Consider the following 12,560-nt stretch of genomic DNA (forward strand, 5'->3'; position numbering starts at 1 on the left):
AAACCCCGAGTTATCCCGGGGTTTTGTCGGTTTGAATCACCAATTACGCTTCCGACTTACCGTCTGGGTCGACTGACTTGTTGCCAGTTTCCACTTCGTCCGAAGACGGAGGAACGTCGCTAGAGCTGGCTTCAGCGCTTGGATTGGTCGGCGTATTATCTGAACTGTCGTCAGCGGACCAGCCTGCTGGCTCACGAACAGGGCGTCTTGCCATCAGGTCATCAATTTGTGCAGCATCGATAGTTTCGTACTTCATCAATGCATCTTTCATCGCATGCATGATATCCATATTTTCTTCGATGATCTTACGCGCACGTAGGTAGTTACGGTCAATCAGTTCACGAATTTCACCATCGATAAGACGTGCAGTCTCATCAGACATGTGCTTACTCTGTGTCACGGAGCGACCAAGGAACACTTCACCTTCGTCTTCTGCGTACAGCAGTGGACCTAATTTCTCAGAGAAGCCCCATTGAGTAACCATCTTACGGGCAATATCTGTTGCACGCTCAATATCGTTAGATGCGCCAGTTGACACTTTGTCAACACCGTAAATGAGCTCTTCGGCCAGTCGTCCACCGTACAGACTCGAAATCATCGACTCCAAGTGCTGGCGAGACATGCTGACACGGTCTTGCTCAGGTAGATACATTGTCACACCCAACGCACGACCACGTGGAATAATAGAAACTTTGTACACTGGGTCATGCTCTGGCACCAAGCGACCAACAACAGCGTGGCCTGCTTCGTGGTATGCCGTTGATTCTTTGACCTCTTCAGACATCACCATAGACTTGCGTTCTGCGCCCATCATGATCTTGTCTTTCGCGAGTTCAAACTCAACCATTGAAACAACGCGCTTGTTACCACGCGCAGCAAATAGCGCTGCTTCGTTGACAAGGTTAGCCAGATCTGCACCCGAGAAACCCGGGGTACCACGAGCAATCAGTGACGCTTCAACATCACTGCCCAACGGCACTTTACGCATGTGAACTTTAAGGATCTGCTCACGACCACGAACATCTGGAAGACCAACGACAACCTGACGGTCGAAACGGCCTGGACGCAGCAGCGCTGGGTCAAGAACGTCTGGACGGTTCGTTGCGGCAATAACAATGATGCCTTCGTTACCTTCAAAGCCATCCATTTCAACCAGCATTTGGTTCAGTGTTTGCTCACGCTCGTCGTGACCACCACCCAAACCTGCGCCACGTTGGCGGCCCACTGCGTCTATTTCGTCAATAAAGATGATACACGGCGATGCTTTCTTCGCTTGTTCAAACATGTCACGTACACGTGATGCACCCACACCCACAAACATCTCAACGAAATCAGAACCGGAGATGGTAAAGAATGGGACTTTGGCTTCACCGGCAATGGCTTTCGCTAGCAAAGTCTTACCCGTACCAGGAGGACCAACCATCAGCACGCCTGTCGGAATCTTACCGCCCAGTTTCTGGAAACGGCTTGGATCACGCAGGTAATCAACCAGTTCTTTTACGTCTTCTTTTGCTTCATCACAGCCAGCAACATCTGCAAATGTCGTTTTAATCTGTTCTTCGCTCATCATGCGCGCTTTTGATTTACCAAAAGACATCGCACCTTTACCGCCACCGCCTTGCATCTGGCGCATGAAGAAAATCCATACACCGATGAGCAGAAGCATTGGGAACCAGGAGATGAAAATAGACGCCAGAATGCTCGGTTCTTCAGGTGGTGTACCACGCACCTGAACTTTGTGGTTAATCAAGTCATCCAGAAGCTTTGGATCTTGGAGTACAGGCATATACGTGACATAGCCAGTGCCGTCACGACGTGTCACTTTCAGTTCACGGTTATCGAACTGTACATCCTGTATCTTATCCTGTCCTATCTCTTGGACAAACGTTGTGTAGTCGACTTGACGGCCAGCACTGTCACCCGGTCCAAAGCTTTGGAACACAGACATTAGTACGACAGCGATAACCAGCCATAAAATCAAGTTTTTTGCCATGTCACTCAAGGTGTTAGCCCCGCAAAAACTATATTAATAATGGTAGAGTACTACAGTTTATAACCTGTAGCCACAATGTAGACCTCGCGTGAGCGTGCACGTGAGGAATCAGGTTTACGGATTTTAACCGCTTTAAACATCTTACGCACTTCGGCCAAGTACTGATCAAAGCCTTCCCCCTGGAACACTTTGACAATAAACGAACCGTTTGGTGCCAAGACTTCACGACACATGTCCAATGCAAGCTCAACAAGGTACATGGCGCGTGGCTGGTCTGAAGCCAAGTTACCGCTCATGTTTGGTGCCATGTCTGACATCACCACATCCACCATATCGGGTTGAATACGATCAAGTAGCGCATTAAGCACCGCTTCTTCGCGGAAATCGCCTTGCAAGAATGCCACGCCTGGAAGAGAGTCCATAGGCAGAATATCACAGGCAATCACCTGTCCACTATCACCGACCTGCTCTACTGCGTATTGAGACCAGCCACCTGGAGCTGCCCCCAAATCCACAACAGTCATGCCCGGTTTCAGCAGCTTATCTTTACCCTGGATCTCGTCAAGTTTAAAAATTGCTCTCGAGCGAAAGCCTTTTTTCTGGGCTTCCTGAACATATTTATCATCAAAATGTTCTTTCAACCAGCGACCAGAACTCGCTGAGTGTTTCTTTTTGCTCATGTTTTACCTAGCCCACAATACCACCGCAAAGTTCTTGCTGATGATTCGGGGGATATTTGTTCAGTTTGGATAGAGATGGCGGTAGAATGTCACGTTTTCAACCCCGATAAAACAATAAATCGAGTCATCAATGAATCTAAGCACAAAACAAAAACAGTATCTGAAAGGTCTTGCACACAACCTGAAGCCGGTTGTACTCATGGGTGCGAATGGCCTGACAGAAGCCGTGCTTGCTGAGATTGAAATCGCTCTTGATCATCACGAATTGATCAAGGTGAAAGTGGCATCAGAAGATCGCGACACTAAGAACCTGATTGTAGACGCAATCGTTCGTGAAACTAAAGCAGAGAAAGTACAGGTTATCGGTAAAGTTCTGGTTCTGTACCGTCAAAGCGAAGAGCGCAAGATCGAATTGCCACGCAAATAAAAAAGGCCGCTTAGCGGCCTTTTTTACATCTGGTGCTTGTAACAATCACTAACATTTTTATTGTTCGCAAGCACCTAATCATCACACGTACTGGACGCTGTCGATCTCAAACTCTTTCACACCGCCAGGCACAGTGATTGACACTTCGTCGCCTTCTTCTTTTCCGATTAGACCACGCGCGATTGGCGAGTTAATGGAAATCAGGTTCTGTTTGATGTCCGCCTCATCATCACCCACGATTTGGTAAGTCACCTCGTCGTCAGTATTGCAGTCAATCAGCGTGACGGTTGAACCGAAGATGACCTTGCCATTATTTGGCATTTTCGCAATGTCGATCACCTGAGCGACAGAAAGCTTGTACTCGATATCACGGATTTGTGCTTCACAAATGCCTTGCTCTTCACGAGCAGCGTGGTACTCCGCATTCTCTTTCAGGTCACCAAGTTCGCGAGCTTCTGCTATCGCTTGAGTAATAAGCGGACGGCGTTTCAACAGGCGATCCAGCTCTTCTCTCAATTGCTGTTCGCCACGCACAGTCATTGGTACTTTATCCATAAATGACATTACCTCTGTGACCAAAACCATATGTTTTGGCAAAAACAAAGCCACGCCCAGACAGAGTTTGAGCGCAGCCAACGAATTACTTTAATCTCAGTGTAAACAAGTTATCTGTTCAGGTCACCAACGATTTGAACGCCAAGCTTCCCAAAATCGCGAGCGGAAAATCCAAAACATACTTTAGAGTGTGATTCTCAAATACATATCACATATCAAACCAACATCTTAGAGATTTAGTTCGCAATTAAATATAAAAAAATCTAAATCACCCAGCACCCAATGAACTTTGCGAAGAAGTCATAAATGGCTGTTATTAAAGGCATTACCAATCCCCACCCGCGCAAAAAACAGTGTTTTCTATTTGTTTTTTGATTGTTTTACTAACAGTCCCAAATCGGGAGCGGTTACAAACAAGGCATCGTGACGTTTGGAGATAACGTCCCGAAAATCAAATTCATATAAAGGACAACGTAATGAACAAAAAGTTGATTGCTCTTGCTGTAGCTGCTGTAGCTTCTACCTCTGTTTCTGCTGCTGAAGTTTTTAACGACGGCACTTCTTCAATGGCTATCGGTGGCCGTATTGAAGCGCGCGCCCTGATGCAAGACGGCGACATGACTGACAAGAGTCGTGCTCGTATGAACATCCTAGGTCAAACTGAAATTGCTGAGAACGTCACTGGTTTTGGTTTCTTCGAGCACGAGTACACAACGACTACCGACGAAGTACGTTACGGCTTCGCGGGTATCGGTACCGAGTTTGGCAAAATCGCTTACGGTAAAACTGACGGCTCTCTGGGCATGATCACTGACTTTACCGATATCATGTCTTACCACGGTGCTGGCGCAAGCAGTAAAATTGCTGTTGCAGACCGTATTCAAAACAACCTGGCTTACATGGGTGAGTTTGGTGGCCTGACTGTTAAAGCAAACTACGTAGGCGAAACCACTGACCTAAATAACAAGCTTGTTGTTGACGGTGGCTACTCTCTGGGTGCGGTATACGCGATGGAGAACGGTCTGGCTCTGGGCTTGGGTTACGCTGACCAAGGTAAAGACACCCTGAACAGCGCTGCAGAAAGCCAACTGCAAGCGGCTGTATCTTACTCAATCAACAACATCTACGTTGCTGCACTTTACAAAGACGGCGAAGAGAAAGCTGCGGGTGTAAAAACTGACCTGACTGGTTACGAAATTGCGGCCGCTTACAAAATGGGCCAAACCAAGTTCACTACCACTTACAACAACGCAGAATCTAAAACTGGCTCTGACAAGTCAGACACTTACGATTCTATTGCAATCGATGCGACCCACTACTTCAACGACAACTTCCGCGCTTACACGTCGTACAACTTTAACCTGTTGGACAAAAATGACGTAGAAAACGCTAAAGATGCTGAAGATCAATTCGTTGTTGGCCTGCGTTACGATTTCTAATTCTCTGTTAAGTTAAATACTTAATATTGAATATCAAAACGCCTACCTACATGTAGGCGTTTTTTGTACCATACTGGATCTGCCTTCTTTGCCGGAGAATTTATGGTGCGCCTTCTTACTCTGCTATTTTTTATCTCGCTTTCTTTCTCAACTCACGCTGTTCCGCTCAATAAAATTCAGGCAATGCTCCCCGCAGGAAGCCAATTGGCACTCTCTGTCCATGATGCAAATTCTGGTTCTGAAATTGTGTCCGTTGGTGACGACATTCTTCTGCCACCAGCCAGTACCCAGAAGGTAGTCACTGCGCTTGCAGCCAGCCTCTACCTTCCTAAAGACTTTGCCTTTGAAACCAAAGTTGAACAGGCTGGCAATGACATCGTATTTACCTTTTCAGGTGATCCCACTTTAACGCGAAAAGACCTCCAGCTTATGGTGAGCGCACTTAAAGCAAAAGGCGTGAATCGTATTAGAGGCGATGTCTGGCTGGATGGGACTGTGTTTGCTGGTTACGAGCGAGCCGTAGGATGGCCATGGGATATTCTGGGGGTTTGTTATAGCGCCCCTTCCAGCGCCGTCGCGCTGGAGAGAAACTGTGTTCAAGGTTCGATATACAGTGAAGAAAATCAAAAATTCACCCGGGCCTTTGTGCCTGAACATCAGCCCGTACAGGTTAGTACTGACGCCCTCGCCGTCACCAAAAATGAACAGGAAGCCAAGCTGTGTGATTTGGAACTTCATTACGACAACAACAACCAGTATTTACTCAGCGGGTGCTTACAACACCGCGCAAATCCGCTCCCTCTAAAGTTTGCGATTCAGAATCCACAGAAATATGTCGAAGATGTGTTGGCTTCAGAGCTAAAGAGCTCAGCCATCAAATTGGATGGAAAAATTCGACTGGGTGCAGGAAAGGGAAACCGCACTTTGCTAGCAAGACACACGTCGGATTCGCGGGATGCTCTCCTAAATATCATGCTGAAGCGCTCTGATAACTTGTTGGCCGACAATCTTCTTAAAACCATGGGGCACCGCTATTACGGTCAGCCTGGCACCTTTGCAAACGGCGCTGCAGCGGTAAAGGCTATTTTACAGGAAAAAGCAGGGCTGGATTTAACCCATGCAGTGATAGTTGATGGTTCTGGCCTGTCACGTAACAACCGCATGACGGCTTCTCAACTGATGAACGTCATGCATTATGTTTATGAACATCAGAGTCTCGGCTTGCTTTCCATGCTGCCTGTTTCGGGCGTCGATGGCACCTTGAAATACCGCACCAGTGTGCGCCATGCTCCTTTAAAACAAAGACTCGCTGCAAAAACAGGCTCGCTCTATGGAAGCTATAATCTCGCTGGTGTGCTTAAAAACGAGCAAGGTAAAGATATCTTGGTCGTGCAATTGGTGACGAACTACCACATCCCCGAATCAGATGACAGGCCAGCCAATGTCGCCAGCCCGATCACCCAATTCGAACGGGAACTATATCAGGCACTGCTTACGTCAAGCCTAACCATGCGTTAACAGTGACGAAGTAAATCGCCATTCCACTGATATCGACCACAGAGGCCAGCACAGGGCTGACCAACACTGCGGGGTCAAGCTTGAGCTTTCTTGCCACTAAAGGCAGCAATCCACCAAGGGTGGTCGAAATTGTGACTTGAATGCTCAGTGCAAGACCAATAGCGGTGGCGATATCAATTAAGGTCATGCCTGATGGCAGCGCACTGTCATCACTGAATAACATGACCCTTGCCATAATGACAGCAGCAAGGGAAATAGCGATGATCGATGCGATCCGTAGCTCTTTCCACATCACCTGAAGCCATTGCCCCGGCCTGACTTCATTCATCGCCAACGCCCTCACCACCAGCGTCGCAGCTTGAGAACCAGCATTACCACCGGCAGCGGCAATGACTGGCATATAGATAGCCAGTAACACAAGCTGGCTCAATGTATCCTCGTAGTGCGAGATGATAAGTCCCGAAACAATACCAAGCAGTGCTAATCCGACAATCCAACCAATCCGTTGACGGACATGGCTAAATACCGAGTTAGTCAGATAATTTCCATCAGGCTCCACTTCGGAGCTGATAAGCCCCAGCCCAGTGGCAATTTGCCTGACACGGACTACCTCCCCAGTTTCAGCCAAGTCATCAAGCAGCCGTCGAACCAGTGCCACCGGGCACTGATTTAATACTGCAATCGCCTCACTGACAGGCATCACAGAGAGCAGGCGAACACGCTCGTTGTTTTCATGAAATAAAAAAGCGCTTCTTGCTGCTTCAATTTCTCTCGCAGCAAAAGCGGTTGGCTGGTTTCCCAGCAAAGTAGCGTTCATTACCGCCATAGCGAACCTCCCGATTGGCTAGGTGTAACGACCATAGAAAAGCGACTGATTTCAGCCGAAAAAGTGCAGAAGCCTTTTAACGACATACGAATACAGTCAGTTTTCTCACTCAGAATTTTCGGGAAGCACAGGGAATAAAAAGGAGCTTTAAAGCAGAGCATTCCAACCGGACGGTTGAAACGCGAAATGATCACGAATGTTACCGTCTGGGATTACAGGCTTCCCTTGCAACTCGGAGGCTGGTCGATAACGTTCATGGTTTTCTCCAATTCAGTCACAGCATTGCGACCCGTAAATTCTATGTGGAACGTACAAGAACTCAACTAAAAACAAGGCAAAAAATATCAAACGCGAAAAACTAAAAACATAAAAAAGCCCGCCATAGAGGCGGGCAAGGAGGTTATCGTAACGGTCGGCTTACTGCCGACTCATTAGTCGCCCCTCACAACTCAAAGCGTCAGCTCCAAATCGTTCGGGGCAGTTTTGTTAATTATTTACCGTACTTTTCTGCCACACGTGCATGCAGTTCTTGTACTGAATTCACTTTCGACAGGTCAGCTGCAGCATGAGCCATACAGGTTGCGAAGGCTGCGTTCAGCGTAGTGGTGTAGTTCACCTTCTCTGCCAGTGCGCCGCGACGAAGTACCTTCGAGTCCTCAATCGCTTGACGACCTTCGGTGGTATTGATGATGTAGCTGTACTCACCGTTCTTGATACGGTCAAGAATGTGAGGACGACCTTCGTGTACTTTGTTCACCAGGCGTGGGTTGATGCCCGCTTCGCCAAGCACAACCGCAGTACCATGGGTCGCATCCAGCTCGAAGCCCAGCTTGATAAGCTTGGCTGCCAAATCAACAACACGTTGTTTGTCGTTGTTACGAACAGACAGCAGTGCACGGCCTTGCTCAGTGTAGGTTTTGCCACAGCCAAGGTCTGCTTTCGCAAAAGCCTCTGCAAACGTGTCGCCAACACCCATAACTTCACCGGTTGAGCGCATTTCAGGGCCAAGCAGTGGGTCAACGCCAGGGAACTTGTTGAATGGCAGAACCACTTCTTTCACTGAGTAGTAAGGAGGAATGATTTCCTGAGTGAAACCCTGTGATTCCAGAGATTGACCCGCCATAACACGAGCAGCAATCTTCGCCAGTGGTGCGCCGGTCGCTTTTGATACGAAAGGTACGGTACGCGCTGCACGTGGGTTAACCTCAATCAGGTAAACTTCGCCGTCTTTTACTGCAAACTGAGTATTCATCAGACCACGAACACCCAGCTCAAAGGCCAGTTTCTCAACCTGACGGCGCATCTCGTCCTGAATCTCTTGGCTTAACGTGTAAGCAGGCAGTGAACATGCAGAGTCACCAGAGTGAACACCCGCTTGTTCGATGTGTTCCATGATGCCACCAATCACCACGCGCTCACCGTCGCAGATTGCATCGACGTCAACTTCGGTCGCGTCATCCAGGAAACGGTCCAGCAGAACTGGTGATTCATTAGATACGCTTACCGCTTCGTTGAAGTAACGACGCAGGTCGCTTTCGTCGTAAACGATTTCCATTGCGCGGCCGCCCAGTACATAAGAAGGACGAACCACCAGCGGATAACCGATTTCACGGGATTTCTCTACCGCTTGCTCCAGTGCAGTTACTGTCGCGTTTTCTGGCTGTTTCAGGCCAAGACGCTCAACCGCCGCTTGGAAACGCTCACGGTCTTCTGCGCGGTCAATCGCATCAGGGCTGGTACCAATGATTGGCACACCTGCTGCTTCCAGCGCACGCGCCAGTTTCAGCGGGGTTTGACCACCGTACTGAACGATAACGCCTTTTGGCTTTTCAACACGCGCAATAGCCAGTACGTCTTCCAGTGTTACCGGTTCGAAGTACAGACGGTCTGAGGTGTCATAGTCAGTCGAAACCGTCTCAGGGTTACAGTTGACCATGATGGTCTCAAAGCCGTCTTCACGCAGTGCCAGTGATGCGTGTACACAGCAGTAGTCAAATTCAATACCCTGACCGATACGGTTTGGACCGCCGCCCAGAACCATGATTTTTTCTTTGTCTGACGGGTTCGCTTCACACTCTTCATCGTAGGATGAGTACATGTATGCCGTGTCAGAAGAGAACTCTGCCGCACAGGTATCAACACGCTTGTAAACAGGGTGAATATCGTACTGGTCACGCAGCTTGCGGATTTCGCTTTCGCTTACACCCAGCAGCTTGCTCAGGCGTGCATCGGAGAAACCTTTACGCTTCAGTTTGCGCAATACTTTTGCGTTCAGGCCAGCAAAACCGCCTTCTTTGATTTCCGCTTCCAGCTTCACAATCTCTTCGATTTGAACCAGGAACCAGCGATCGATGTTCGTCAGCTTGAACACGCCGTCTACGGACATGCCCGCACGGAATGCATCTGCGATATACCAGATACGTTCTGCGCCTGCATCTTTCAGCTCGTGGCGGATTTTGGTCAGTGCATCTGGCTCATCCAGGTCAACCATTTCGTCGAAACCGGTCGCACCAACTTCCAGACCACGCAGCGCTTTGTGCAGAGATTCCTGTTGGTTACGGCCGATAGCCATAACTTCACCCACAGATTTCATCTGGGTAGTCAGGCGGTCATTTGCGCCCGCAAATTTTTCGAAGTTGAAGCGTGGGATCTTGGTAACCACGTAGTCGATGGTCGGTTCAAAAGACGCTGGCGTTGCACCGCCAGTGATGTCGTTCATCAGCTCATCAAGGGTGAAACCAACAGCCAGTTTCGCTGCCACTTTTGCAATCGGGAAACCCGTTGCTTTCGATGCCAGTGCAGAAGAGCGTGATACACGTGGGTTCATTTCGATGATAACCATACGGCCATCTTTCGGGTTGATACCGAACTGAACGTTAGAGCCACCGGTTTCAACGCCGATTTCACGCAGAACCGCCAGCGATGCATTACGCATCAGTTGGTATTCTTTGTCGGTCAGAGTCTGTGCAGGTGCAACCGTGATGGAGTCACCGGTGTGGATACCCATGGCATCGAAGTTCTCGATAGAACACACGATGATACAGTTGTCCGCCTTGTCGCGAACCACTTCCATTTCGTACTCTTTCCAACCGATCAGAGATTCGTCAATCAGCAGCTCATTGGTTGGGGAAAGATCCAGACCGCGGCGACAGATTTCGTCGAACTCTTCTTTGTTATACGCGATACCGCCACCGGTACCACCCATGGTGAAAGAAGGACGGATGATACATGGGAAGCCCACCATATCGAGGACTTTGTAAGCCTCTTCCATGGTTTTCGCCGTGTCAGCGCGTGGACATTCCAGACCGATAGACTTCATTGCTTTGTCGAAACGTGAACGGTCTTCTGCTTTATCAATTGCGTCCGCCGTGGCACCAATCATCTCCACGCCGAACTCAGCCAGTACGCCGTGTTTTTCCAGATCCAGTGCACAGTTCAGAGCTGTCTGGCCACCCATGGTAGGCAGAACTGCATCTGGGCGCTCTTTAGCGATGATGTTGCGTACCACTTCCCACTGGATTGGCTCGATGTAAGTCGCATCAGCCATCTCTGGGTCAGTCATGATGGTGGCAGGGTTAGAGTTCACCAGAATAACGCGGTAACCCTCTTCACGCAGCGCTTTACACGCCTGTGCACCTGAATAGTCGAACTCACACGCCTGACCGATAACAATCGGGCCTGCGCCAAGGATAAGAATACTTTGAATATCTGTACGTTTTGGCATTCTCTGCTACTCCGGGTTACGCGCTGTGTTGCTTGATCAGTTCAATAAAGTGGTCGAAAAGCGGTGCCGCATCGTGCGGACCTGGGCTCGCTTCAGGGTGGCCCTGGAAGCTGAATGCTGGCTTATCCGTGCGGTGGATGCCTTGCAGTGAGCCGTCGAACAGAGATTTGTGCGTCGCGCGCAGGTTAGCTGGCAGCGTCTCTTCGTCTGCTGCAAAGCCGTGGTTCTGGCTGGTGATCATCACGACATTGCGGTCCAAGTCTTTAACCGGGTGGTTCGCACCGTGGTGACCGAACTTCATCTTCACGGTTTGTGCACCTGATGCCAGTGCCAGGATTTGGTGGCCCAGACAGATACCAAAGATTGGTAAGCCTTTTTCCAGGAACACCTTGGTCGCTTCAATCGCATAAGTACATGGCTCTGGGTCGCCAGGACCGTTTGACAGGAACACACCGTCTGGATTCATTGCCAGCACGTCTTCTGCTGAAGTCTGAGCTGGAACCACAGTCAAGCGACAGCCACGGTCAACCAACATACGCAGAATGTTACGCTTAGCGCCGAAATCATAAGCCACTACGTGATAAGGCAGTTCGCTGTCATCTTTCGCTTCTGGCAGGCCGCCTTCCAGCGTCCATGAGCCTTGTTTCCACTCGTACGCTTCAGCTGTCGTCACTTCTTTCGCCAGATCCATGCCTTTCAGGCCAGGGAATTCTTTGGCTTTAGCCAGTGCCAGCGCTTCATCGATGTTGTCGCCCGCAACGATGCAACCATTCTGAGCGCCTTTTTCACGCAGCAAACGGGTCAGCTTACGGGTGTCGATATCAGCGATGCCAACGATGTTTTGGGATTTCAGATAATCAGAAAGGGATTGCTGATTACGGAAGTTAGAAGCGATAAGAGGGAGGTCGCGGATTACCAGGCCTTGAGCATGGATTTTTGAGGATTCTTCGTCTTCGGTATTAGTACCGGTATTGCCAATGTGGGGATAAGTGAGAGTAACGATTTGCTGGGAATAGGAAGGGTCGGTGAGAATTTCTTGGTACCCCGTCATCGAGGTATTGAAAACAACTTCACCAACAGCGGTTCCATCAGCACCAATGGATTCACCGTGGAATACAGTCCCGTCTTCCAGGACTAAGAGCGCAGACTTGCTCAAGACAACCTCCAAATCAATAAAGATGCAGAAAAACTATATAATCTTGCATCAAAGCATTCCATACAAGTGCCAAAAATCACTAAAGCTGAATTTTGACAAATTGCGCGCATTCTAGAGATCGATTCACAAGCTGTCAATAAGTGGCAAAAAAAAGAATATTACTTATGGTCTATAACTGAGGTTTTGACTACCAAGCAGTTAAAAGTGAGGGTTATCTGAGGATTTCACGCAAAATTATGCAG

The 12,560-nt window shown here is 48.9% G+C and carries 9 protein-coding genes; 3 read left to right on the forward strand and 6 right to left on the reverse strand.

Annotated elements, in window-relative coordinates; all coding sequences use genetic code 11:
- Positions 1 to 43 precede the first annotated feature (43 nt).
- Together ftsH and rlmE are read right to left on the reverse strand one after the other, a co-directional pair.
- A complete protein-coding gene (gene ftsH / locus GMA8713_RS04075) occupies positions 44 to 1,993 on the reverse strand; it encodes an ATP-dependent zinc metalloprotease FtsH (RefSeq protein WP_062705986.1) in 1,950 nt (649 codons plus the stop codon).
- A 50-nt stretch (positions 1,994 to 2,043) separates the two neighbouring features.
- On the reverse strand, positions 2,044 to 2,673 hold the full coding sequence (gene rlmE, locus GMA8713_RS04080; RefSeq protein ID WP_062705990.1) for a 23S rRNA (uridine(2552)-2'-O)-methyltransferase RlmE: 630 nt from the start codon (positions 2,671 to 2,673) through the stop codon (positions 2,044 to 2,046).
- Positions 2,674 to 2,803: 130 nt separating this feature from the next.
- Between rlmE and yhbY the strand changes: the two genes are divergently transcribed.
- The gene (gene yhbY, locus GMA8713_RS04085; protein WP_002540335.1) at positions 2,804 to 3,100 is read left to right on the forward strand and encodes a ribosome assembly RNA-binding protein YhbY; all 297 of its coding nucleotides are present in this window, start codon (positions 2,804 to 2,806) and stop codon (positions 3,098 to 3,100) included.
- An 81-nt stretch (positions 3,101 to 3,181) separates the two neighbouring features.
- Here the strand turns inward: yhbY and greA are convergent, their stop codons facing one another.
- Complete coding sequence (gene greA, locus GMA8713_RS04090; protein ID WP_192815517.1) at positions 3,182 to 3,655, reverse strand: transcription elongation factor GreA; 474 nt, start codon at positions 3,653 to 3,655, stop codon at positions 3,182 to 3,184.
- A 476-nt stretch (positions 3,656 to 4,131) separates the two neighbouring features.
- On the opposite strand from greA, the gene GMA8713_RS04095 reads away from it, so the two are divergent.
- Positions 4,132 to 5,094 carry a porin gene (locus GMA8713_RS04095; RefSeq protein WP_062705993.1) on the forward strand — a complete coding sequence of 321 codons (963 nt, stop codon included), beginning with the start codon at positions 4,132 to 4,134 and terminating at the stop codon, positions 5,092 to 5,094.
- A 102-nt stretch (positions 5,095 to 5,196) separates the two neighbouring features.
- The gene (dacB, locus tag GMA8713_RS04100; protein ID WP_062705996.1) at positions 5,197 to 6,612 is read left to right on the forward strand and encodes a serine-type D-Ala-D-Ala carboxypeptidase; all 1,416 of its coding nucleotides are present in this window, start codon (positions 5,197 to 5,199) and stop codon (positions 6,610 to 6,612) included.
- Here the strand turns inward: dacB and GMA8713_RS04105 are convergent.
- The 3 genes from GMA8713_RS04105 to carA all read right to left on the reverse strand — a co-directional run bounded on the left by GMA8713_RS04105 (position 6,587) and on the right by carA (position 12,318).
- Positions 6,587 to 7,438, reverse strand: a complete 852-nt coding sequence (locus tag GMA8713_RS04105) for a magnesium transporter (RefSeq protein ID WP_062705999.1) — start codon at positions 7,436 to 7,438, stop codon at positions 6,587 to 6,589. The two genes, dacB and GMA8713_RS04105, sit on opposite strands and share 26 nt — an antisense overlap.
- Before the next feature lie 490 nt (positions 7,439 to 7,928).
- Entirely contained in the window at positions 7,929 to 11,162 is a 3,234-nt protein-coding gene (gene carB / locus GMA8713_RS04110) for a carbamoyl-phosphate synthase large subunit (RefSeq protein ID WP_062706002.1), read from the reverse strand.
- Positions 11,163 to 11,178: 16 nt separating this feature from the next.
- Entirely contained in the window at positions 11,179 to 12,318 is a 1,140-nt protein-coding gene (gene carA / locus GMA8713_RS04115; RefSeq protein ID WP_062706005.1) for a glutamine-hydrolyzing carbamoyl-phosphate synthase small subunit, read from the reverse strand.
- Positions 12,319 to 12,560 lie beyond the last annotated feature (242 nt).

This window comes from Grimontia marina (assembly GCF_900060185.1).
In the GTDB taxonomy this organism is placed as follows: domain Bacteria; phylum Pseudomonadota; class Gammaproteobacteria; order Enterobacterales; family Vibrionaceae; genus Enterovibrio; species Enterovibrio marinus.

Coding starts and splice junctions, on each gene's coding strand:
- GMA8713_RS04095 (WP_062705993.1), top strand. CDS start 4,132: ATGAACAAAAAGTTGATTGCTCTTGCTGTAGCTGCTGTAGCTTCTACC.
- rlmE (WP_062705990.1), bottom strand. CDS start 2,673: ATGAGCAAAAAGAAACACTCAGCGAGTTCTGGTCGCTGGTTGAAAGAA.
- GMA8713_RS04105 (WP_062705999.1), bottom strand. CDS start 7,438: ATGGCGGTAATGAACGCTACTTTGCTGGGAAACCAGCCAACCGCTTTT.
- ftsH (WP_062705986.1), bottom strand. CDS start 1,993: ATGGCAAAAAACTTGATTTTATGGCTGGTTATCGCTGTCGTACTAATG.
- yhbY (WP_002540335.1), top strand. CDS start 2,804: ATGAATCTAAGCACAAAACAAAAACAGTATCTGAAAGGTCTTGCACAC.
- greA (WP_192815517.1), bottom strand. CDS start 3,655: ATGGATAAAGTACCAATGACTGTGCGTGGCGAACAGCAATTGAGAGAA.
- carB (WP_062706002.1), bottom strand. CDS start 11,162: ATGCCAAAACGTACAGATATTCAAAGTATTCTTATCCTTGGCGCAGGC.
- dacB (WP_062705996.1), top strand. CDS start 5,197: ATGGTGCGCCTTCTTACTCTGCTATTTTTTATCTCGCTTTCTTTCTCA.